This window comes from Cupriavidus sp. SZY C1, assembly GCF_032190535.1.
Taxonomy (GTDB): Bacteria; Pseudomonadota; Gammaproteobacteria; order Burkholderiales; family Burkholderiaceae; genus Cupriavidus; species Cupriavidus pauculus_C.
On record NZ_JAUANU010000003.1, the window covers coordinates 181,368 to 204,657 of the forward strand.

Here is a 23,290-nt window from a genome sequence, read left to right on the forward strand (position 1 = left end):
CTTCCTCTCGGCCTTCATTTTGAGGGTCAGTCAGACCGCGTGGGTGGGGCGGCCTGTGAACGGCGCAATTTCCACGTCGGATTCAGTTCGCCCAGGCTTTGGGGCGGCCCGTGGCGCGGATGTGCTTTCTGATAGATCTCTGCGTGTTCAATCAGCTCTGGCGTGAGAAAGGCATACGTGCGGATGATTTCTTCATTGGTCGCACCGGCGGCTCGTGAGGCCGCCACGGTGTCGACAGGCAGACGCGTCCCCACGAAGACCGGCGTGCCACCCATGACTTCCGGGTTCACAGAGACGCATTCGGTGGCGCGCGCCAGGCGGGCCATGCGTTCCACAACACCCTGAACGATCTCCCGCAAGCGCACATGACTGAATGGCGCCGGAGCCTTCCAATCGAAGTGGTCTTGTCGGCTGCGGTCCAAACGCAGCGAGAGGATGTCGGCGGCGTCCCGCCGGCGGAGCACCCTGTCCAATACAGAGGCAATAATCCAGAGACGCGCCGTCTTGCTCAGTTCGTCCTTGGTCGATTCGTAAAAGCTGGCGAAGACGCATACGATCGGCGCAAATCGCTCGCCCTCATCAAGATTCAAGAGACCTGGGGACCGCACCTGTGCTTCCACGGCGCGGATCGCTTCTTCGACGGTGACGCCGGCAAAAAACGCCACTTCGGTTATCGAGATGCCGGTGCATGCGTTTCGGATAGTAGGCATGGGGAACAAGACTCGTTGCTAGGGCCGACGTCACTCATAACAGAGAGGGCGCAGGACTCGCGCGCGCGCCGCTATGTTCAGGCCCGCACATACCATTCGTCTGGCCCATACACGCGCCGCATGGTGTCGATATCCCGCTTGTAGCCAAGTTCCTCCGTAAAGCCCGCCGCGCGCAGAACGTCACGTACGGTCATGAGGTCCGCACGGTCGTTCCAGTTTCGTGTGTAGATGCAAATGACATGGCCGTCGTGGTAACGGCGGCCAATCGCCGTCGAGACTTTCGCAATGAGGATTTTCTCCTGAGCGGCAAGCGCTTTGATCGTTGTCCAGGACTCGTCGATCTCATGCTCAGCGCGGAAAATGCACCACTTTCCAGTGTGCTCATCGGATGCGAAGGACGTCAGCGACGGTGCTGCCGTGTTAAGCCACACGTCTTGTTCGTTTGTGGAAGGGCGCTCGTCTCTCATAGAGGTCTTGTCAGTTTGCTGTGAATTTGGCTGGCCGGGTTGCCAATGCCTCGTCCCGCTGGGCAAAATCGGGCACGGCACCCGTCGTTGCGTCGCGCGCCATACGTACGAGGCGGACTGCGCTGCCGCTGGGTCAGCACGCGTGCCCGATGCAAGGCATTCAAAAAAGTATTGCGTTGGCATCCCTCAGCCCCTCGTCGATCTCGGCACGCCATCAAAGGCGGCATCCGAGGGGCCGATCCGCGCGATCCTGAAACGCGCCATCGCCCGTGTTAAGGCGTGGTTCGGCCCTGCGGGCGCATCGAGCCGCGCCAAAAAGCGCTGCGTTTCGGTGGCGTTGAGCCGGATCGTCGGGGTGGGCGCGCCATGCGTCCCGATCCATGCCGTGGCGCGCTGGCGCGAGGCGTCAGGAGCGCGCGGCATAGTGCGATCGGACCTGGTCCAGAATCCAGTTCACCTCGGCCTCGCCTAGGGCCCATTGGGTTCGCTTTGCCCGGACCCCGTTACCCACCCAGGTCAACAGGCGGTCTGCGCTCCACTTTGGGTATTGCGGCTGCTTGCGATGACAGTAGGCAACAAGCTGGACGACCAGGTCGTGGCACATGGCATAGCGCTGTGCACGCTCGTCGGCAGTCAAGCCGATGACCAACCGGCCATCGATGAGTCGTCCCGCCAGCTTCGGTTGCGTGCCGCCGACAACCGTAGGAAACGGGTCCCGTGGGAAGTCCTCGGGGATCTCAATCATCGACGGCCCCCTGGGTTGCGGGTCCGGTTTTCCCAAACTTCGTCGGCATAGCCCATCCGTCATTCCAGTCTGGCAAGTGGCTTTTGATCAAGCGTCGTACGGCAAGTGCGCGCTGTGCGTGCTGAAGCGCTTCCGCCGGGGAGATGTCGGTCCGACCGGCTAGTCCGTGAGCACGCAAGACATACATGGACGGCGGAATCGCCGTCATACGTGCCATCCGACCGGAAGTTGCCACCAGCGGTACCGAGAAGGGTCGGACGGCCATGGGCATGTCAGGCTTGAACAGGATCTGGATCAGGCCGTCATAGAGAATCTCCGCAGTCGCGCCCTGCGCATTCTTCAGATTCAGTCGACCCTCTGTGGCCTGCGAGGCGATGAACGTCTTGTCCGCAGCGAGCAGGGCGGCAAGCGCCATATCTTTCGCCCGCGCATCGGCCGCCAGGATTTGCACGTGGATGGGTTCGCAGTCATGGACCTGGCCAGCAGCAAGCCACGATTTGACCCTGGCCTGGGCCGCATAGGCGAGGAGCGCGCAGTCGCCCGCGATTAAGGTGCTGTCTCTTAGCCCAATCCGTTCCATGTTCGTGAGAATCCGCACCAGCAACGCTGGCGCATCGCCGACCTGCAAGGCGCGGTTCTGCCGGTCGGCGAGCGCCATCTCGTGACGCAGCCGGCCCAGCGTTTCCTGCGCCTGGCGCTTGCGCGAAATGAACGCGGTGTAGATGGCCTCGGTGTGGGGAGATCGCGGTCCGAGACTGCGCTGGCGGTTGTCCTTGCCTGTCTGGATCAGATACTCGCGCCCCTTGCTGGTGCGCCAGATCATCCCGCCGCTGCATTCCTGGACGCGTGCCCGGGCCTTCTCCCATTCCGCGAACACGATCGTGGCATCGGCATACTGGCGCGACGCCTGATCATTGAGCTCAATCCAGTCGGTCATACCATTACAGTGCAAGGAAGCGGTGAGGGCGGCCATCTATGGCCCCACGTGGCACGGTTCAAGTGCCCCGAGCACGACCGCACCGCGAAAGAAGTCGCGGACCCGGCGGCGTAGGACCGCGCCGCGCACATCCAGATGATCCGCGATGGCGTGACCGTCATCGTCGTCCATCGGCGTGGGCGTCAACTGCGGGAGCTGCGTTTCGACGAGATGGCAGATCAAGCCGACTTCGTCGTCTGTGAGATCCGTTTCCTCGAGTTGGCGCCGCTGGTGGGCCAACAGCGCCGGCCTTTCGTCACCGGCCACGGCACGCATCAGCGCCAGCATGCGGTCGGTGTGGTAGCGCAGGTAATCCGCACGCAAGCCCGTCTCGCCTTCGACTGGCGCGGGCGAGACGGCATACGTTTCTCCCAATATGGACACGCGGACATGGATCCCCAAGCTGTGGCTGAGTCGGCGCAGGTCGACTGATAGATATTTGCCGGGCTGCAAATGCACCGTGTCGGAAACGGGCCAGGGGAAGACGCTCATGGTGGACGACGGAAAGCTCCGGCCTTGCCACGTGGTACTCCACCAGCACGAAGCTCACAAATTGCTCAAAAAGCGACATTTATGATGGCTAAGACGCGCCGAGACCACACGTAGGCCGTAAAAATAAAGTTGGGAAACTCTAACTTTAGTCAGAGTTTCAGTGCAACAGCGGCGTGAAAATTCGCTCCAAATCACTTGAGCGAATGCATGGACCGGACCGAGGCACTCAGCCACGTGCTGAAAAGGATCAGAGAGGACAAGGAGCTCACGCAGCTCGTCGTCGCCGGTCTTGCCAAGATGTCGGCCGCATCCGTTGGCAACATCGAGACCCACCGCAAGGGTCTGCGCATCTCGACGTTCTTCGACCTGTGCGATGCCTTGGGCGTCCGGGCTTCTGACGTGCTACGTCAGGCCGAGGACGAGGCGGCTCAGCATCGCGGGCGCAGCCGACCACAAAAGGCGCGCACGGGGCGTCCACCCAGCAAGAAGCCGGCCCCATGACGATCGCCGTCTGTGCATTTATAATCACAAAATAGCATGGGTGGCTGACTCGGTCGGCAACGTCGGCAGGCCTGGCGTTCGACAGTCTGCCCGCATCCCGGGCGAAGGTTGGACCATCGCCCTGGCGCGGGCCGGCACGCCAGCCACCGCCCCCAGCGCATTGACCATGAGCTTGATATCCCATGAGGAAAGCCGATCCCGCCGGCGTCAGATCCGACTTTCAGACGTTCGCTGCCGAACGTCTCACCCATTTGGCCCGCCTTGAGGCGGCCCTGACCGGGTCGCCCCACGAGAAGCGGGATCTCAGTATCCTGGCCGAAACGACCTTGCATTCGACCTACGTCGCGTTCGAGGTCTTTCTCTCCGACCTGATGCTGGCCTACATCAACCGGGATTTCTCTGCATACCAGGGGACGCTAAAGGGCGACATCGAGCGGCTGGTGACGAGCAAATTTGGGGCCGGCGCGGCTGCCAGGACCCAGTTCCAGGTGGCCAAGCACATCAACCTTCAGGAGCTGGAGGAACTGATCGACCCCACGGGGTATAACCTCACCTTCAAGTCGGCCGCGGACCTGAAGTCCCGCTTTGTGGCCTGGGTATCGGCGGCAAACGGCACGGGCGTCGCGGCCCTGTCCAATCCGGATGCCAGACTCATCGACACGACGCGCGCCATTCGGAATTTCATTGCCCACGGCAGCGTCAACGCCAAGACCGCGATGAATGTTCTGCTCGCGAGCGTTTCGACGGGACCAAGATGCCCCAACGCCCCCTTGGCGCGAGGCAACCACAAGATCGATAACATCGGTGCGTACCTGAAGTCCTCCGTCAATGGGAAACGCCGGGTCGTGATCTACATCGAGCGATTGCAGGCGATTGCGGCAACACTATGAAGACGAAAGACAGTCCGTCTTACCTGCCCGATCTGCTCTTCATCAAACTGCCGGCGCTCATCGCGAAGGACCTGTTGCCTGAAGACGCCGACGGTAACGTGTCGCTCGATCTGTCGCATTGGCGGCTCAACGGCTATCTGTTCCACGAGTGGCTTCACTACGTTCACAATACCTCGACGCTGAACGGGCTGTACGCGTTTGCCAGCATGATCAGCATGTGGGCCAATTTCAGGCACAAGCTGGACCACCGGGGGCAATCGGTGGTCGGCAATGTGCTGACGGACTATGCCGCGGCGTCGGTCAAACGTACCCACCTCTATCGCAGGGATGCGGCGCGACGCGAACGCAATATGGGCAGCGTACTGCGGAATCCGGATGCACGGGTTACCGTCGTTTCCGTTGCCGAGCAGACGGAAGTCTTGCCGGCAGCGTTGCCCGGCCATGAGCCCGAACCGGTGACGGTCATCGTCGGTGCGGCGCAGACGCTGCCGGATCAGTTGGCCGTTTCGTTTGAAGTGGGCACGGTGGAGATCATCGAGGGCGTGGCATTTCTGCTGGAGGAGAAGCTGCTGATGACGCAGGGCCTGCTCGCGCAGAACGTGCGAACCGCCCCTTACAAACTGCTTCAATTGGTGGCTCGTCACATGGTTGACGATATCCCGGACGAGTTGGTCGTCGCGGCCGGCATCACCGCCTTGCAGACCGCCGATCCGGCGCTGGCGTTGATGCGCATGCTGCGTGAGATGCCATCCATGCCGCCGGCGGCCAGGATGGCGTGGCTGGAGGCCTCGGCGAAGGCCTCGTTGTGCGACTACGAACCGTTGATCGCCGACGTGATTCAAAAGACCGCGGTGCTGTTTCCCGTCGAGGAGCCGATGGGGATTGCCGTGAAGGAACTGCTGGACCTCATTTCCAGCAAAATGGTTTTGCGTCGGCACGTGCCATTCTTTGAGCTCACGGCACTCAAGGAACTCAAGGCGGCTGCCTGCGAAGACCATCGGGCCGACTTGCTCGAAATGATGCTCGCCGAATACTCCTGTCCGCGCATACTCGCCGAGCGAGAGCGCGCCGAGGACACCATCGGCAAGGATCGGATCTACGGCTTCGGCTGGCCGTCGATGTCGGAGGCGTCCTTGTTTGGAGCGCAGATGCTACACGGCGCGCTCCACTACCTGTCGCTGCACCTCAACGACGAGGGATTTGTCGCCACCGACCAGATGACGGCCGGGGGGGAGCGCAAGCGATGCCCCTTTTATGATGCGTGCGAGTACGACCTGCGGCGTACGCAGCCAACGCTTTGTGCGCATCGACCGTGGGACTCGCTGGCCGTGCCGACGGACCCGCGGGAGGCTTGCTGGTACCGCGCCGGCGTAAGAGCCACGCGACCGCCCCAGCACGACCTCGACGAACTTCGCTGATGTGCGGTGGATGCGGGCCGACGGGGGCGCTGCGGGGTGTCGCGGCGTGTCGTCAGTGGGTCACGGTTCCAGGTGGCGCAATGGAAGCGTCAACTGGCCATCGTCGACGCGATCGTGGCCCCGTTTGTGGGAGCGTCGCACCTCCGGGATGCCATCCAGTTGTTGTGCCTGGCTGGTCCCCGTGGCCGACAACCGATACTCCAAAGACCGGCCTCTGCCATCGCGTTCGCGGAAGCGCACTTCGTAGTAAGGGTGGAATCCCTGGTTGAAATAGCGGCTGACATTGTTCTTGTTTTTCTTCTCGTTGAAGCGCTGGTTCAAGGCCGCCGCGATTTCTGTCGTGGTTAACCACTTCTCCGTGCATTGCTCCGCCAGTAGCGTGCGAAGAATCAGGCCTTCGAGCTGATCGCGATTGGATTGGTCCTGACGGCTTGGGTTGCGCGCCTTGCCAGAGGCGTAGACCTGCAGGGCATCGCGATACCGGTCGTGGAGGGCCCCGTGGAGGTCTTCGAGACTGCCCTCATTGGCCTGTTGCGCGACCTCGGGCAGCCGGGCGATATCGGCGACGCCCATGCGGATCTCTTGCGCTTCGCGCTGCTTGAATTTGTCGCGCGTCACGCCATCCCGGCCACGCGCGATCGCGCGCGCGAGCCGGATCGATTCTGACGCCGTCAGGTACATGACGGCGGTCTCGGTATGGGATCCCACGGTACGTAGGAAGACTTCAATTTCCCGCGGCGACCGGAAGCCTGTCACGACCGCAGCGGGGGAGCTGGAGGCCTGGAGAAACTGCGCAATTGGCTGTGCCACGATGCCGGGCTGGGTCTGGAGGGCCGCCTCCGCAAAATCGCCGATGCGTACGGTGGTCCCAAGGCCGTGACGTTCCCAGAAGGCCTTGTGCATGAAGTCACTGGCTTCAATATGCAGGAGGTTGTATTCCTCACGCATCCAGGTTGCCGTGGTGGTCTTGCCGGCACAACTTGGTCCACAGATGATGAAAATCGACGGGTAGGTCGCGATACTGGGAAGCTGCAACTGGTCCGCTCCGTGCTCTTGACGGGGAGACAGAAGGCTCAGTTTGCGCAGTTTCTCCGCAATCTTCTCGAAGGCCCGGGCCCGGAAATCGGCGAGATTGGCCTGTTCGATATCCAGCGTACTGATCGGGCCATTCGCCCCGGTCGGTACGAACCATTTATTGAACGTCTTGTCGTCGAGCCAGGGATACACCAGATTCGGCTGAATCTTGCGCTCGCGATTGGCAATCACGCCGTGGGTTTCGCCCGAGACCCAGAGATACGGCGCGCTCTCGCCCAGCGAGGCCCGCCAACTTTGCGGCAAGTGCATCACGATATCCGAACGCACCACCACCTTGCGGTTGTTACCGGCGCGCTTCAGCAAGGCGTCCAGCTTGGAGAACGTCATCTCGCGCATCCAATACTTGACGTTGACCCCGGGTACCTCCGCGTGCTTGCTGAGGGCTTCGACCACGACCGACGTGTCTTCGAAGAAGAACGTGCTGTGACCATCATCCTTCGCGCCCTGGCGCTTCATCCACTGCTCCAGCGCGCTTTCATAGCTGCGCCGGAGCAACTCCTCTCGATCGTCAATCTCCGGCTCGTCGTAGCTGGCGTAATAGGTGGTCTCGTGAAATCCCTTGACGCGAACGCCGGCCTTATCACCCAGGTACCGGAAATGCGCGAGCTTCGATCGATTGGTGGAAAAGAAGACGATCTCAATCATGGGAGAGAATGCGGCCCGTGTTGTCCGGGCGGGTCCGGAACACCGCGGACGGTCCATACTGGCGTGTGGCTGCGGCGAACGCGGCGTCAAAGTCGCGCGCCCAGAATATCAGGGCCGGACCGATACTGCTCATCGCCACGGCGTCGCATCCGATCGACGCGAGATGGGCGGCGCATGCGCGAACAGTCGGCCCGTGGAGATCGATCTCCGCGCGTTTCCATGCGCAGCGTTGCAGGGCGTTGATCGAGGCACAGAAGGCCGCGTAGTCGCAGGCGTGGATGGCCGCCAGCGTGCCGAACAGCGCGTGATACGTAATCTCGAAGACGTCTGCGTCCGGCAGCGGTAGCCGCTGGGCAAAGAACGCCTGCTCTTGCGCCAGAGAAATCGCCGAGGCGCCGGGCGGAACCAGGACCCCCATGGGCCAGTCCGGCATGGCAAGGCGCGCCATCTCGAGGGGCGGTTCACGCACCTCGTCGGTGGCGTCTGACCCGACGATGGGCGCGGGATTGAACCGTCGCCCGGCATCGAAGATGAAGCCGCCCTGGAAGTAGCTGCTCAGCCCGATGCCCGACGCGCCGCCACGCCCACAGTGGGCGCGCAGGTACGCCGGACTCACGCTCACGTCGTTGAGCAGAAAGAGGGATTCCAGGCTGGCCAGTGCCACCGCGGTGCCGGTGCCGAACCCGGCGTGTCGTGCCGGTAGCTGGACTTCCACGAGACGCAGCCCCTGCGTCAACTGCCGCTGGCCCATGAGGTGTTCCAGGCGTTCGGTGAGCGACGCGATTTCGGCGGGGAGATAGCTGCATGATGCCAGGGCGCGCAGATCGACGCCGGGGTGGGGCGCAAAGGCGAGGGTCGAGCGCGGCGCGGCGATGCCGAAGCCCACGCCGCCATTGCGGCGATAGCCTGCGCGCCCGAGGTCGATCAGCGTGAGGTGTACGCGTGACGGGACGCTCACGCGAACGATCACGGCGTGGGCCCCGCTGGCGGCATCGGGCCCAACGGCGCGGCGGTCGCCCAGGTCTTTTCGAAGTAGTTCAAATACGATGCCGCGTAGGGACTGTGGTTGAACACATGCAGTGCTGGCGTGTGCTTGCTCTCCACCCCCGGCAGCAGCGGGCCCACCACGAGCTCGTTGTCCGCACGTACGAACGAGGCGAGAGGTGTGGCATCGAAGTAGCGGACTTCGAAGTGGCTCGGATATTTTTCCGCGATGGCCTCGAAGAGTCTGCGGGCGATGGGACATTTCTCGTTACGCTCACGGTCATCGAGGCGCGCGGGGGCGGCCACGAGGATGCGGACCGCCACACCGCGTTTCAGGGCCTCGATCAGGGACTGCTTCTCGGGCTTCGGTGAGCCGGCATCGGCGAAGTCCTGCATCAGGCGTGTCGCGGTCGAGCCCAGAACATCGATGTTGGCTCGCGCGGACTGAATGAGCCGGCCATAGTAGGCTTCCTCGTCGCGGTTCGACAGGACGTTTTCAACGCCCATGCGCCGAAAGCGATCGATGGCGCGGGCATCGGCCCAACTGAGACAGAATTGGGCGAGCGTGACGACCAGGCCTGAGGCCATACCGGACGCAAAGACCCACAACGGCCCCTCTTTCGCCAGAAAGGGCTTGTCGGCCAGAATGATGGTTAGCCAGCCGAGAATCGCCAGCAGCAGGCCCGTGACGACCACGATGGCCCAGGGCATCGAGATGGAAAGCTTCTTGTTGTAGAGGCTCATGGCTCACCGATCAGCAACAGTTCGAAGAATTTTTGCTTGGACAACGCGCGGCCATAGGCGCGACGGGACAGGCGCACGCGGCTGAAGCTGTCGCGGAACAAGGCAAACAACTCCGCCTCGGAGGGATGTTCGCCCGAGACGTAGGACAGCGCGAACTTGGCCTGGCGATGCGTCTGGATCAGTGCCGCGATATTGCGCGTGAGGGCCGCCTTGTCCGTCCATTCACTGACCGTCGACGCGTCGATCCGCCGCAGACGGTCAGCGTCGTCGAGCAGGCGGGGCCATTCCTCATACCGGGCCAGGCCCTCGAGAAAGTGATAGCGCGACAGGTAGGAGTCGGCGGCTCGCGCGCGCTTGAAGTAGGGGGGGTCGACGTAGACGAAGTCGTAGCCCGGGGGGATCGCTTCGGCAGACTGGCCGGGGGAGACTTTGACCTTTCCGCCCAGCCCCCGCTGCATCCGCCGCACTTCCTCGAAGGTGCTCAGGATATGCTCGGCGAAGCTTTTCTCCCAGGTGGTGCGGTTCCCGAACTGCACCGCGACCCGTGACTGGCGCAACTTGAGGTTGGCGCGATGAAACAGGTTATAGGGACGCTTCTTGAGGCAGGCCTGGAACAGGCAATGGAGCAGCAGATCCTTGCAGGCCGGCTCGACATGGGCGAGCGTGGCCATGAAGCCGTCGAGCCAGGCATTCTCCTCGTCGGTAAAGTAGAGGCCGGCGAAGTTGGCGGCGATGAAGCCGGGGCGCGGTCGGACCGCACGCAGGATGGACGCTACGCCGGCGGCCGAGAGCTGCACCGTGGCCGAGGAGAACAGGGCGCGCGCCGAAATCGTATTGAACTGGAAGACGTCGTTGTAGGTGACGTCCCAGCCCAGTTGGGACAGCAGGTGCGAGACGGCGCCCGTCCCGCCAAAGGCGTCGAGCGCGGTGCATCCCTCGAGTCGCCCAAACTCCTCGCGCAACCAATCCATTTGCCGCCGTTTGCTGCCGTAGTACCGCGTGGTGGGAAACGGACTCGGCTGACCGAACGTCGTGGGGGCTTCCCGCGACGGCAGTCGTGCGTCATCGCGGGAGCGCCGCGATAGCACGCTCGACGCCGGGATGATGGAAGACACCTCGTCGTCGAGGGCGAGGTCTTCGGCCTCCCATGGTTCGGCTAGTTCGGTCTGCATTGGCATGGCCTTCCCGGATGCGCCTGCCGCCGGGCCATCGGCGTGGGCACGACGCGGGGAGGCAATGGATTCCTGAGGATTGGTTCGGACCAAGAGTATTGCACAGGTCACACCTGGCGAAGACCCTGCCGAGGGGGGCGTATGCGCCGGGCAACAGCCGGACCGGGGCGGTCGCCGCGCGCGGCGCGTATGGCTGCGCGGGAGGTTGCAGGACGGCGCAGACGGGTGATGCCGTCGCCGGTTTTGCGGAACTGGATAGCAAAATAACCCGCCTTATTTTGCTATCCTAAAACGACCGACACCACGGGCTCTGCGCCATCCACGGCGACGGCCGCGCGGGCGGTGGGTGGCACGCGGGACGCTTTTGAGGCTCGCCCGTGGCGTTGGCGCCGCCCGGTGTGCCGAGGTGCGTCATTCCCTCGGCCCACCCGCGCCGGCATGGCGAGCCAGCGGCCCGACACCGTGTGTGTCCCAATGCGAGGAGGGCGCATGCCTCCCGTCCCTGTAGACCCTGCCGCCGAAGCCAGGCCGGACCCAGCGCCTTCGGACGCCGTCGGAACGGCTGTGCCGCCGGCCCTACGTCGCGACGCCCCCAAGCCATCGGCCCTGCTGGACCGCCTGCTGCATCGCCTGCCCGTGGTCACGCGACGCCGGCTGCACCGCGGTCACTTCGCCTACCTCCGGGCCGTGCTCCAGGGCGTCGCCCCACGCATCGCGGCCCCGCTGTACGTCCCCGAAGCCGCAGACCCCGACGCGGCCTCGGCCGCCGACGCCACGGCCGCTGCCGGTGCCGGTGCCGGTGCCGCTGCTGCCCGTGACGAGGCGGACCTGCAGCCCGTGCACCGCCTGACCGGCTGGATCCGCGCCGAGCTGTGCGCGGCGGCCGCGCGCGGTGGCAACTTCGCCCGCGCGACCCTGCTGCGCCTCGATCTGGCGCCCGGGGCGACGGCGCTGCCGACGCTGGCCGCGTTCGCCGCAGCGCAGGGCCTCGAGGAGTTCAGCGAAGGCGAACAGCTCGCCGCATACCAGATGGCATTCGGGACGGCACTCGACCAGCAGCGACGTCGCACCGCGCTGCTGCGCCGGCAACTGCTCGCCATCCACCAATTGGAAGCCACCATGGCGGCACCGGTCGGGCTCGACGACGGCGTGCAAGCGTGGTTCACCGATGCGATCGCCGCCCGCCTGACCGCCCACGGCCTGCGCACGCTGGCCGAGCTGCACGCGCGCGTGGCGGCGGACCCGCGCTGGTGGCGTGCTGTCGCCGGGATCGGCGCGGGCAAGGCGCGGGCGATCCGGCAGTTCCTGTCGGCGCACACGGCCACCCTGGGGGGCTTGCCGGAAGCGGCGCCAGGGCGCGCGCCAGCGTCGGCCCCGGCCGGGCGCCAGGCACCGCCCGCGGCGGACAGCGGAACGGCAAGCGGGGTAACAGGTCGGCCGGATGGCACGGCGACAGCATTTGAATTACCCGCACCGTCGCCGCTGATGCCGATGACGCGGCTGGTGCTGCCTGCTGAGTTGGACGGGCGGACAGGGCGCTTCCGGGCACCGCGCGAACTGTGCTTGATCGACGCGCCGGACGATCGCGCGGCCATCGCGAGCTGGCTCGCGGTCCGGGCGCCGTCGCTGCAACCCAGTTCGCCGGAAGCCAGTTCACCGGGTGCGCCGGCGCGTCGTTCCCATACCTATGAGGCCTACCGCAAGGAGGCGGAGCGGCTCTTGCTCTGGTGCGTGATCGAGCGCCGGCGCGCGTTGTCCTCGCTCACCCCTGAGGATGGCGCGGCCTATCTCGCCTTCCTGCAGGCGCCGCCGCCCGCGTGGTGTGGACCGCGCAATGTGCCCCGTTGGGCCGTTGGATGGCGGCCGCTTGAAGGCGCGCTTTCGGCGCGCAGCGTGGGGTACGCGGCCTCCGTGCTCGGGAACCTGTTTGCCTTCCTCGTCACCCAGAATTACCTGGTGGGCAACCCGTTCCGGGCGGTGCGCGTGCCGGTGCGGATCCCGCGCGGCCCCGATCCCGGCCGAGGCTTAAGCCATGAACTCTGGGCGCACGTGGCCGCCGCGCTCGACCGGCTGCCGGCGGGCCTGGCGAGCCAGCGCCTGCAGGTGGCCCTGCACCTGCTGTATGGCGGCGGGTTGCGCCTGGCCGAGCTGGTCGCGGCGCGCACCGACGATCTGGAGCACGTCACCCTGCGACAGGCCGACGGCACGCCGGTTACCGGCTGGCTCTTGCGCACGGTGGGCAAAGGGCAGAAGGTGCGCCTGGTGCCCGTGCCGGACGCCTGGATCGATCGGCTCGGGCGCTACCTGGTCGCGCGGGGCCTGCCCGGCGATCCGCGCCTGGCCGCGCAGGTGCCGATCCTGGGCGTGGTGCGCGGCGTCGTCGCCGCCGATATCGGGGTGACGGGCAGCGCGCTACACGGCCAACTGAAGCGCTTCTTCGCCGGCGTGGCGCAGCGTCTCGATGCGTCGGAACCGGCGCTGGCGGCCCGGCTGCGCCAGGCCAGTGCGCACTGGCTGCGGCACACCTGTATCAATCACAGCCTCGACGGCGGGCTACCCGTGGAGCTCGTCCAGCAGAATGTGGGCCACGCGTCGCTGGACACCACGACGGCGTATGTGCGGACGGAGGACGCGCGGCGGCTTGCCGCGATGCACAAGCTGTGGCAATCGCCTCCCGCATCCGCGTAATGCGGTGCGGCACGCCGGCCAACATAATCGGTACGCGGTAATCCCCCGCCCGCCCCGTCCAATCAAGGGATGGCGGGAAAAATCCTGCACCAAAAATCGCCACAAAAATACCGGAAAATCGCCAGGAAGGATTATGCGAATCGCGTGAAGGGGGTATTTGGCGCGATTTCGTGAGGCACATGAATCACTTTGATGGGTGTGGGCGGCGATTTTAAAGCGTCTTTAAAAATATTCGGAGAGTAGCGGTGGTAATTCTCTGATTGTAAAGGAAAAAAGCGTGGTGATTTTACTATGAATATGGCAAATGGAAGGCCAGGGAAGGACGATGCGCAGCGCGGAATTGCTGCGGGGAGCCGACTCGTCAGGAGCGAGGGGTGATGGAAAATCGTGGGCCATAAAAAAACGGCCGCCCTTGCGAGGCGGCCGTTTCTCTCCTATATCCTTTCTACGCCCGGCTGGCGGGTAATCGAAAAGGAAATCCAGGAAGAACTGAAACCCATCCCCCACGTAGGATCCGGAATGCCAAGGACGCATCCAGTGATCTCGCGCGGTCTCAAGGTCGATACAGGCGGTGTGGTGCCCAAAGTATTGATCGAAAGCCCGCAAAAGATCAAGGACGCTGCGCGCCTGTGCCTCCGGAATCTGAAAAATGAATTTCGGAGCACATCATGGCCACACGCACCAAAGCATTGCCGGCGACCGGATCGCCGGAACCGCACACGACGGCCCGCGACACCACGCGGCCTGCCCGCACCCGCACTCGCACCGGGAAAGACCGCGACTGCATGGATCGGGATCGCGTGGACCTCGATCCCGACCACAAGCTCGATCCCAGTCTCGCCCCGGCCGCGCTGCCCCCGGCCAATGCGCCCGGGCATCCGCTGCCGCCGGCGCCGACGCGCGGCAGCGAGGACTTTCCGGGCATCGGGGACGGCGAGGTCGTGACCGATCGGCGCCCCCGCATCGTTGGCGACCGGCAATTTGACCCGCGACTCGACCTGCCACTGCCGTCCGACGATGCGCATTCCCCGCGCCCCTCGCGCCGCCATAGGGAGCGGATGGCGCGCAGGCTGGGAGATCTTGCCCACCTGTCCGGGGTCGAGACGTTGCGCGGCCGCCAGATCGTCGCGTCCGGGCTGTCAGCGACACCCCGGCAGGATCTGCCCATCCTGCATGACTGGCTGCGTCCTGTGGATGGCCAGGGCCAAGCCGGACAAGCGGTCGATGTGACGTCCTCGCGGCCGACCGCGCCGGAACTTTCGACTGACGAGGTCGAACGCCAAATCGCTGCGGTGTATTGGGACGCCTTATGTGTCAGATCGGGTCTGCGGCCGGCCGCCACGGGCGAACGGCCGTCGACTTCCCCGACGGCAGAGCCGCCGGCGGATGACGCGCCACGCCGTCGCCGGACTCTGCATGCCCGCCAGCCCGCAGCGCATGCGCGGACCGATGAGGGCGAGTCCTATGCACCGGTCAGCAAGGCCGAGGTCGAAAAAAGCATGCGGCGGCTCCAGCGACAACTCCAGTCGGCCAACGTGCCCTGGGACACATCGCCGGTGAACGTCGTCCTGGTCGCGAACCGCGCCGGCCATAAGGGCTGGGTAGAGGGCCGAACTGCGCCCCGGGACCGCACGCTTGAGCGGGCGCCGGTCGACGTCGCTTCCCGCAACGGCGAGGCGCGCCGCGACACGACCGAAGCGGTACGCGGTGCACCCGTGGCGAGCGTGGGCCACTGCGTCGCGAGCCATGACCCGGCGAGCGGCACGCTGCTGCTGCATCTGATCAGCATCCACCTGACGCCTACCCCGAATGGCTCGTTGGAGCGGCGCGAAGTCGTGCGGAGCTGGCGCATTCCCGCCGCGCCAAGCCCGTCGCACCCGGGGCCGGATAGCTTCGACCGAATCGCGAAGGTGCTCGACATGGTCTTTGCCCGCGTCGGCCCGCGCGGCTGACTTCCTGTTTGCACTCCTGTTTGCAATAGACGCGGTGCGGGACCGCCATGGCGCGGTCCGCGCCCCCAAGCGTTCTGCCGACGCAGAGGCGCTGTTTTCGAAGGAGACAACCATGCGTACACCTGCTCGAGCCAGCCAGACGCGGCGCGTGCACCTGGCGATCCGCCGCGGTTTTCTGGTGGAAGCCCTGCCAGCGCCACTGAGGAAGAGTGATCTGCTAGAGGCGCTCAGTCACGCCGATGTCCTGGAGGATTCGTCCCTGCGGGGCAAGGCCCGTTCCCGTCTGGCACGGGGACGACTTGATATTGAGGGCGGCATTCTTCCGACCTCAGAAGAGCTCGATATCGCGGAGCTCATCATCGAAATGGTCGAGACGCGGACGCAGGCCAAGGGCGATAGCCTGGTCCAGATCCGGCAGGACACCACGCGGGCGATCTACCACGCCCGCTACGGGATGCAGGAGCTGTGTTCGCGCGAGGCATCGGAGCGCGCGCGCCGCGTGCTGATGGTAGCGGCGCCCCTGTCGCTGGACGCCGCCAAGCTCGCTTATGCCGTGCAGGCCCATTTCGGTGTCTGTCGCCAATATGACCGGGTCGACGAGTTCGACGAACGTGGCCAGTCCATTGTCACGCCCGGTCGTCTGTACCACTGGCCGTTCCTGGTCGTCCGGGTGAGTATTCGGCTCAATGAGACTGCCTTCGTCCCGGCGCTCTTGCGCAGCTTGGATGCCTACTTGCACCAAGGTCTCGCCCAGGCCTACCGAAGGTCGAACATGCCGGCGCTGGAGGTCATCATCCGCACCTTGTCCGCGCTGCATGTGGGTGCCATCGCGATCGTTGGTCTGGACTCGCGGCATGCCGCACGCGTGCAGGAGTTTGCCGATTTCGTGCAGACGCTTGGCAACGTTGCCGATGCCGGCTTCGGCGTCGTCGTGTTCCTGGCGTCGGGACTCGCGAGACCGGGGACCGCCCGCGACGCGCTCGACTTGCTGTCGGTGGGCAGGGTGCACGAGATCGTCCCCCATGCCGACAGCGACGTCGAGCTATCCCAGTATTACTGGGGCAAGCTTCCGACCAGCGCGCCGATGCCCGATGCATTGCTCCCGCTTATGGAGCAGGTCGGAGGGCACCGCATGGCTTATCCGCTGATGTTCTGCGAAATCAACCGGCGCCTGCATCGGCAGCGCAGCTATAACCCGGAAAAACTCCTGGACGACCTGCTCGAGGAGGCATGCCCGGCGTTGCTGAAGTACGTCAGGTTGTATGCGAAAGCGGAAGTGGAGTTCCATGAGTCCGTGCGCTATGCGGACTGGCTGTCGTACCGCGTACCGGTCAAGCCCAAGGCGGAGCGACAGGCCCAGGGGGTGCCGAAGCAGGCGGCCTCAGGTCGCTGACGGTTGAGGATGTCGGTCATGGGCAGTTGTCGCTGCGGCGGCTGCCCGCCGGCTGACCCGGAACCGATAGGTCTTCCGATGCCGCGCGCCCTTGCGACGCGCCGATTTCACTTTTGACCAGGAGCCGATCATGTTGGAATTGATTGCCCCACTACTGCCGCGCCATCCATTCGAGATGGCGAGCAGCCTTGCCAATGAGATGTTCGGCATGCTTCCGCCTTTGGCAAACAACGAGCGCCGTGCAAGGCTCGCGCACGGAACGATATCGTGGCCGCTGAACAAGCTCGCAGCCTTAGGCGATGGCTTCTATGGTGATGTCGGGGAACTCGTAAATACGCGTACTCTTCTAAACTATTGCCGATTTTCCATGGCGCCAGTTCGGTTCGAGCGCCTGAGGCGTCGCGCTATCGATGGCACTGTCAGTTGCCATACAGGCGACGGAACGGTTATTAGCGACTATCGTCCGCCGATGGTTTGCCCCTTGTGCGAACAAGAAGCGCTGCAAGACTTCGGCACCGTGGCACTTCTTTGGCCACACCAAGCGGCCTTGGTTGACGCCTGTTGGAAGCATGGGGTGCTACTCGCTGAGTTTCATGGTGCGACTGACTACGGCATGGCAGTGCGCAACGTGAAAATAGCTTCAAAAGAAGAGGTCGAATTCGCGTGCGACATCGTCGCACTGTGCGAATGGGGCCAGGACATCGAATGCGCCATAGCCAACATCAACGAGCGTGTTCGCAATGCGGGTTTCAAGTACGGAAATGGTAGTTTTTGCAGAGCGAAATTGATAGAAAGCTTTCAAGCCCATGTGCGGAAGAACGTTCGTAGCCCGATGCTGCACCAAATCGGTATGGGGCCTTATACCATACATCGCATCGTACGATTTCTGACGCAGTGCTACGGTTATATACAACCTGTCTTGCTGGCGATCTTTCTCCGATTCCTGCGCCAAGTAAGCCCGATGGCGGTTGCGTCCCTGCCGAATCCGAGTTACGCGAGAAGCCCATCCTCGCCGGCGCACGCCTGGAGTGCATTTGACGAACCGACGCTGAAGCAACCTGAGTGTCTTGATGCTGTTGCACTCCGCTTAAAGGGATATAGCGGAACTGCGGTGGGGGCGATCAAGGGGATGAAACTCAGTACCGTCAATCAGCGCGTCTACCAGTCTGGGCGCCAAGCGGAGGTGCGTCGGGCTAGAGTTCTGTTCTTGCGGCGTACTGCACGCGCGGCATGGAAAAGTGCTTACCTGAAGCATGGCAGAGTGGCGGTGGGCATTGTGGCATCGGCGGAACCGCGCGCGTATGTCTGGCTCATGGCGCATGACCGAGACTGGCTGTTGTCGAACTCTTTCTATGCCCCGAGAAAGACTAGACTGCGCGGCGTCTACCGCCTGCCTGAACAACAACGCCGCGTTGTCGCCCGTCTAAAACGCGCCGTGGAGGTGCTGGCCGGTGCAGGTCAAGTCTTACCGCTCCGGTATCAAGCGGTCCTCGACGAAGCGGGAATGTCGAATGCTTTTTGTCGTTTTTGGATTCTCTCTAGTCCAGAATTTGCAAGGGCGGTCCGTCCTTTGTTCCATGCGAATAACATCCTCGTGCCGCCCTCGTTGGAGGCTCGGTTCTTGTCGCTATAAGGGCCGAGGGCTAAGCGCCGGACGCGAAGGAGAACTGCCGTGCTATTGGACAGTATTGGTGTTGCTTTGCCCCATGATCCCTTCGAAGCCGCATCGAGCCTCGCCACGCATGTAATAGGCAGCCTGCCGTATATCCGATATGGAGGATTCGAACGAGATGCCGATCTCGCCTATGGCACCGTCACCGTTGCGTTGGCACAATTGGCCGCCTTCGCGTCCGGATTCTTCGGGACTGCCGACGACATTTTGGCGCAGCGTACGCTCACCAACTATTGCACGTTCCAAATGATGCCGCCAATGCGCGAGGCGTTCCGGCAGCGCGTTAAGACGGGACAGGGCGTTATCCGACCATCGGGTCGCGCGCCGTGGATGATCGCGACCTATCCGGGCAATCTGGTTTGCCCCGTGTGCGAGCCCGCAGCATGGCATGAGTATGGCACGCGCGCCATCTTCTGGCCGCATCGTGCACCGATGGTGCGGGCCTGCTGGCGTCATGGCGTTCAACTCGTCCCGATGGCCTCTGGCCCCGAACCCAACTATCCGGCCGAGTGCGTGCGCGAGGCCGGCCCGGCGCAATCGCAATTCGCGCGGGACACGGTAATGCTGTGCCAGCTCGGGGCGGATTGCGGACAAGCGGCGATAGGGTTCGAGGCACAACTCGCCGCGGCTGGCGTCCTGCGGGAAAACGGCACCTATGCCACGGCTCAGTTCTGTCGCAGCTTCCGCACGTTCTGCAAACACGCGCTCGATGCCCCGGCACTGCAGGGCGTGTTCGACCGCCCGTTGTTCGGACAGAACGTCCTCCACTGGGTCCGCTGCAGCGGGGAACGCTATATTGCGCCGTTGCTGCTCGTGCTGCTGCTGGGCTGGCTGCGTCTGGCGGCGCGCTCGACTGCGGTCAGCCCGTTGCCTGCGCCGGCACACCCGCGACGTGGTCGGATCATTAAACGAGAGACAAGCGGGTGGGCCGGGCGCTACAGCGTGACGCCATTGTCTGTGGACGGCCGCAAACACTATGGCAAGGCGGATATCGAACGCCTGCTACGCGCTCACTGCACCTATCTGCAAATCGCGACGCTCTGCCGGATGAGGCCGCGGGCCGTGCACCAGTTTATTGCTGATGCAGGACTGCGGCCGCTCGCGGTAGCGACGCGTTTCGCCGAGCGACGCGCCGCAGCGCGTCGTGCCTGGCAGAGCGCTTGCCAGCGCCATCCCGGCGGCTCCCAACGTGCCATCCGCAAGCTCGAGCCGCGCGCCTATGGGTGGCTTGTCACCAACGACAAGGCGTGGCTGCTGCAGCAACACCAGAAGACCGAGGCGGCAAAAGGGTGGCGGCGGGCGCTTCTGCCTACAGCCGGCAGCGCAGCAACCATCGCCGAGCAGGTGCGCCAGGCTGGCCGGACGCTGTCGGCGGCTTCTCGGACGGGACGCTGCTCGAAAGCGGGGCTGTGCCGCGCGCTTGGGGTCACGCCTTACTTGCTCGAGCGCTGGCGCTCGGCGTCGCCTCTGATCGCCACCGCCATCAAGCGCGCGCTCGAAGGAGACGCATGATCGTGTAGTCGCCCTCGGAGTCGACAAAGTGGAAGGTCTATGTCTTGAACTGTTTCCGCAGTACTGCGTGCCCGATCCGCAGTTGATCATGCCCGAGCGCGACGCGCTGGGCAATCTGACGGGATCACGATATGTACCCGGGCGGTTCGTCAATATCCGGAAGCGTCGATTCTCGACGGTCGCGATCACGAATAGTCTGACAGGTACGCAGCGACATGTGTCGCCCGGTGTCTCGCTGACGGCCCTTGACCAGCTTCTGAAGCTCAACCCCTATCTTGTCGAGGCGCGTGGCAACTACGCGGTTGTCAACCCGTTCGCAAAGTTGGGGCGTGCGCTCCCGCCGTTGGTGGACTGCATGCTGACGGTCGAATTGCTCGCCAATCGGGGCCAGCCGCATCTGCATGCGGTTTTTGTCAACGAAACGCGTATGACAAGGGTTCAGACACAGCTTCTGTCGCGCGGCGTCACGGTGGAACTGGTGGCGGACCGATCGGTATCGGCGCTCGCGCTGAAAAATGCCGCACGCTGCTACCAGACGCTGCTCGGGCTCGACATCCGGGCGTTGCGTGCGGCCGCCCAGGCGTTCGCCGGCTTGCTGCTGGAGAACTACGCGTCGTGGCAGGAGGAAGAACTGACCCTGGACCAGTGCCTGGAAAAAATGGAAAAGGTGGCTCGCTGCACAGCTATCGACGCTGCCAATCTGTTTTGCACGGCCCATGCGTATGGCTACCTGCGTGTCGATCCGGCGCATGAACTGCACCCGTATCGATCCCTGATTCTGGAGGTGCCGCATCATGAAGCTTGAACCCTTTCCCTTCGAGTCGTTCAAGTCCACCGTGCGCTGCGATCTGACCGGCGCGGGGGCACGCTGCTATCGCTTCGTGCACGCCGATCCGGACAAAAAAATCATGGCATTTTTCGACCTCGACGACAAGGGTTTTTCCCTAGGCAAACAACTCCTGGTCAAGACCTATGAAGAGCTACAACGGTTGCCCGACGAGGCTGTGGCAATCGTACCGGATCCATTTCCCCCGATAACGATTGAGCTGACCGACGACGCCAAGACGCAGGCGGCGATTCGCCAGAAAAAAAAGAAGGCGCCGAAAAGGGAGGGCGACTGGGTGACCCGCTGGAAAAAGATAAAGGGCCTGGTGTCGCGCGAACATATTGACTGGTCGCTGCTTGGCGATCACGGGTTTGGTGACCTATATGTCGACCCCCTGTGGCGACATGAGCTGATTGACCTGCTTATCGCGGACTCAGAGACGAAGCGCTATGAGGTCGAACGCGTGTTGGGGATCTACCTCCGCTTCGGGGGAACCTACGACGCGTTGCGACCGAGGACACAAGCCTGTGGCAAGCGAGGCTTTCCAAAATGGCAGCTTGCGGAGGCAATGAAGTCCGGACGACCTTATAAAGATCCGATTCTTCGGGGACGCGCGAACTGTCCTCGCACCAATCGTGCCGATGCCTTCTGGATCAAGCGTTTGCGGGAGGCGATTGACGGGATCGTCAAGGAGTACGACGCCGAAGCAGCTAAACGGGTTCGCGACCGGGGCTTCTTTCTGAATTACTTCTATGTGAACTGTTGCTATTTGACAGAATTAGAAGATGGGACCCGCATTCCCGTTGATGAGGCGACCATTCCCAGCCCACGCGCGCTTATCTATCACCGGGACTTGCTCCTCCTCGAGTATCCCACCCTAAAGCCGCTCGTTGGTGCGCTGAACGGTGCCCGAGGCGGCAGCGGCAAAGCCCTCACCTTTGGAGTGTTGGACACCGCGGATCTGGATGGTACGCTGCTCCCCGAGGCGTGTCTTGTCGTGGCCGATGATGACAGACACGATGTCACGCCCGAAAACTGCCGGTACTGTGGGCCGGCGACCATCATGCTTGGCATCTGCCGCAAGAGCAATGCTTACGCGGGGTGGCTAGTCACTGCCGGGGAGGAGAGCAGGGAGCACTATCAATATTTGATGTACAACATCCTGACTCCGCATGACGAGCGGCTGCGACAGCTCGGGCTGGATCCCGCCGACTATCCTGGCATTGTCAACGGGCAGTTCGACCAGATCGTGATGGACCGCGGTCCTGGCGCTTCGCACAAGATGCTGGACTGGACCGTCGATGGTATCAAGATCGATGTACGTCTGACCCGGGCTGGAGCCCCGCAGGACAAGGGCGGCATCGAAGGGGGCATCGGGCGAGTGAAGCAGGCGATGCGCAGCGACGGAACCTTGCGTGCCGCCGGGCCCATGGGAGAGCTGTTGCGTGCCAAAATTCTGGAGCGACTGAAGGCGCTGCCTCCCGGGGTGGCCACGGTGAAGTCCATCCAACAGGCGGCACAACGCAAACAGCGCAAGCGCGACTCGAAAGAAATACTCCTGATTACGCCGAAAGCGCTTGAGATTGTCGTGATCGAGGTGATCAACAAGTTGAACCTGAAGCGGAGCCGGAAGCCGACAGTTCTGGACGAGCGGATGTTTTTGGCCCATGTCGAGCCGATCCCGGCGCGCTTGCTGGCGGAACATCAAATGCTGCGTCGGGGCAATGCGGCGCTGGTCCGACGGCCCGTCGACCTGCTCGCGTCGATCATCGAGCCCCGGTATTGCACCGTGGAAGGCGGCAAGATTACGGTTGGAAAATTGTCCTATGGGAGTCCTTCCAGCGTGCCAGAAGGGGACGAAGGGGCCCGCGCCTTGCTGCAATACGGTGGGTCCCTCGCCGCTCGCGGCATCGACGCGAAAACGGCCAAGATCGAGGTCTATGTCAAGCCCTACAAGAATGTAGTCTGGTGGCGGCGGGGCGAAGGGGACTGGTTGCGTCTCGCGCCGACTGTGGAGTCGGCCGAGCACTGCAACCCGAATCGAGATTGGATTGAGATTCAGGCATTCGAGTCTGGCTGGAACCGGGACGAGGAGGCGGCCAGGCTGAAGGCACTGAAAGAGCTAATCAGCCAGAAGCCGAAGCCGGCAAAAAAGTTGCCCGCAGAGATGGTGGACGAGCTCGAGAAGATCAGGGATGCGCAGCTCGCGGCATGGCACGGGCCGGCGCCGGTCGATAGAGATGCCCGGAAGGCCTTGCAACAGGACGAGAAGCAAAGACGCCATGAGGCCGCTAGCGCAGCCGCAGGCGTTCCAGACACTTCGCCCCTGTTGACGGTGCCCGCCGAACAGAATACTTGGCGGACGAAGGGTCGTTCGCTTAAGGACTACCTCGCAGACGACGATTGAG

The 23,290-nt window shown here is 63.5% G+C and carries 20 protein-coding genes; 10 read left to right on the forward strand and 10 right to left on the reverse strand.

All coding sequences use genetic code 11. From position 1 onward, the window contains the following. Nucleotides 1-26: 26 nt before the first annotated feature. The 6 genes from QTN24_RS07105 to QTN24_RS07125 form a co-directional block, all read right to left on the reverse strand. Nucleotides 27-710 carry a DUF433 domain-containing protein gene (locus QTN24_RS07105; RefSeq protein WP_144198202.1) on the reverse strand — a complete coding sequence of 228 codons (684 nt, stop codon included), beginning with the start codon at nt 708-710 and terminating at the stop codon, nt 27-29. A 77-nt stretch (nt 711-787) separates the two neighbouring features. After that, nucleotides 788-1,177 carry a putative phosphothreonine lyase domain-containg protein gene (locus QTN24_RS07110; RefSeq protein WP_186296844.1) on the reverse strand — a complete coding sequence of 130 codons (390 nt, stop codon included), beginning with the start codon at nt 1,175-1,177 and terminating at the stop codon, nt 788-790. Nucleotides 1,178-1,363: 186 nt separating this feature from the next. Then, nucleotides 1,364-1,600 carry a DUF1778 domain-containing protein gene (locus QTN24_RS24895; protein ID WP_144198204.1) on the reverse strand — a complete coding sequence of 79 codons (237 nt, stop codon included), beginning with the start codon at nt 1,598-1,600 and terminating at the stop codon, nt 1,364-1,366. Continuing rightward, nucleotides 1,584-1,922: a hypothetical protein gene (locus tag QTN24_RS07115; RefSeq protein WP_144198205.1), complete on the reverse strand. Its 339-nt coding sequence runs from the start codon at nt 1,920-1,922 to the stop codon at nt 1,584-1,586. Before QTN24_RS07115 ends, QTN24_RS24895 begins: the two co-directional genes overlap by 17 nt. Continuing rightward, nucleotides 1,915-2,859 (reverse strand): hypothetical protein, encoded by a 945-nt coding sequence (locus QTN24_RS07120; RefSeq protein WP_144198206.1) that lies wholly within the window; start codon nt 2,857-2,859, stop codon nt 1,915-1,917. The genes QTN24_RS07115 and QTN24_RS07120 overlap by 8 nt, the downstream gene beginning before the upstream one ends. Nucleotides 2,860-2,895: 36 nt before the next feature. Next, nucleotides 2,896-3,390 (reverse strand): hypothetical protein, encoded by a 495-nt coding sequence (locus QTN24_RS07125; RefSeq protein WP_144198207.1) that lies wholly within the window; start codon nt 3,388-3,390, stop codon nt 2,896-2,898. 207 nt (nt 3,391-3,597) lie between these two features. Between QTN24_RS07125 and QTN24_RS07130 the strand changes: the two genes are divergently transcribed. The 3 genes from QTN24_RS07130 (at nt 3,598) to QTN24_RS07140 (ending at nt 6,199) form a co-directional block, all read left to right on the forward strand. Then, nucleotides 3,598-3,891, forward strand: coding sequence for a helix-turn-helix domain-containing protein (locus tag QTN24_RS07130; RefSeq protein WP_144198208.1), 294 nt, complete (start codon nt 3,598-3,600; stop codon nt 3,889-3,891). A 182-nt stretch (nt 3,892-4,073) separates the two neighbouring features. Further along, nucleotides 4,074-4,781, forward strand: a complete 708-nt coding sequence (locus QTN24_RS07135; RefSeq protein ID WP_144198209.1) for a hypothetical protein — start codon at nt 4,074-4,076, stop codon at nt 4,779-4,781. Beyond that, nucleotides 4,778-6,199: a hypothetical protein gene (locus tag QTN24_RS07140; protein WP_144198210.1), complete on the forward strand. Its 1,422-nt coding sequence runs from the start codon at nt 4,778-4,780 to the stop codon at nt 6,197-6,199. The genes QTN24_RS07135 and QTN24_RS07140 overlap by 4 nt, the downstream gene beginning before the upstream one ends. A gap of 60 nt (nt 6,200-6,259) precedes the next feature. Here QTN24_RS07140 and QTN24_RS07145 read toward each other — a convergent pair whose 3' ends face one another. The 4 genes from QTN24_RS07145 to QTN24_RS07160 are packed head-to-tail and all read right to left on the reverse strand — an operon-like array spanning nt 6,260 to nt 10,839. Next, on the reverse strand, nt 6,260-7,939 hold the full coding sequence (locus QTN24_RS07145) for a non-canonical purine NTP pyrophosphatase (RefSeq protein WP_160473964.1): 1,680 nt from the start codon (nt 7,937-7,939) through the stop codon (nt 6,260-6,262). Beyond that, entirely contained in the window at nt 7,932-8,909 is a 978-nt protein-coding gene (locus QTN24_RS07150; protein ID WP_186296845.1) for a beta-ribofuranosylaminobenzene 5'-phosphate synthase family protein, read from the reverse strand. Before QTN24_RS07150 ends, QTN24_RS07145 begins: the two co-directional genes overlap by 8 nt. Then, nucleotides 8,906-9,667 (reverse strand): hypothetical protein, encoded by a 762-nt coding sequence (locus tag QTN24_RS07155; RefSeq protein ID WP_160473962.1) that lies wholly within the window; start codon nt 9,665-9,667, stop codon nt 8,906-8,908. Before QTN24_RS07155 ends, QTN24_RS07150 begins: the two co-directional genes overlap by 4 nt. Then, a complete protein-coding gene (locus QTN24_RS07160; protein WP_160473961.1) occupies nt 9,664-10,839 on the reverse strand; it encodes a DNA adenine methylase in 1,176 nt (391 codons plus the stop codon). The genes QTN24_RS07155 and QTN24_RS07160 overlap by 4 nt, the downstream gene beginning before the upstream one ends. A 564-nt stretch (nt 10,840-11,403) precedes the next feature. On the opposite strand from QTN24_RS07160, the gene QTN24_RS07165 reads away from it, so the two are divergent. From QTN24_RS07165 to QTN24_RS07195, 7 genes are all read left to right on the forward strand, one after another. Continuing rightward, nucleotides 11,404-13,527, forward strand: coding sequence for a phage integrase family protein (locus tag QTN24_RS07165; protein WP_160473960.1), 2,124 nt, complete (start codon nt 11,404-11,406; stop codon nt 13,525-13,527). A 668-nt stretch (nt 13,528-14,195) separates the two neighbouring features. Beyond that, nucleotides 14,196-15,479, forward strand: coding sequence for a hypothetical protein (locus QTN24_RS07170; protein WP_144198215.1), 1,284 nt, complete (start codon nt 14,196-14,198; stop codon nt 15,477-15,479). 112 nt (nt 15,480-15,591) lie between these two features. Further along, complete coding sequence (locus tag QTN24_RS07175; RefSeq protein WP_313836011.1) at nt 15,592-16,872, forward strand: hypothetical protein; 1,281 nt, start codon at nt 15,592-15,594, stop codon at nt 16,870-16,872. A gap of 130 nt (nt 16,873-17,002) precedes the next feature. Continuing rightward, nucleotides 17,003-18,505: a hypothetical protein gene (locus QTN24_RS07180; RefSeq protein ID WP_144198217.1), complete on the forward strand. Its 1,503-nt coding sequence runs from the start codon at nt 17,003-17,005 to the stop codon at nt 18,503-18,505. Between the two features lie 39 nt (nt 18,506-18,544). Further along, nucleotides 18,545-20,056, forward strand: a complete 1,512-nt coding sequence (locus QTN24_RS07185; protein WP_144198218.1) for a TnsD family Tn7-like transposition protein — start codon at nt 18,545-18,547, stop codon at nt 20,054-20,056. Nucleotides 20,057-20,123: 67 nt separating this feature from the next. Next, complete coding sequence (locus QTN24_RS07190; protein WP_144198219.1) at nt 20,124-20,861, forward strand: hypothetical protein; 738 nt, start codon at nt 20,124-20,126, stop codon at nt 20,859-20,861. Further along, entirely contained in the window at nt 20,851-23,289 is a 2,439-nt protein-coding gene (locus QTN24_RS07195) for a transposase family protein (RefSeq protein ID WP_144198220.1), read from the forward strand. Before QTN24_RS07190 ends, QTN24_RS07195 begins: the two co-directional genes overlap by 11 nt. The last annotated feature ends 1 nt before the right edge of the window (nt 23,290 follow it).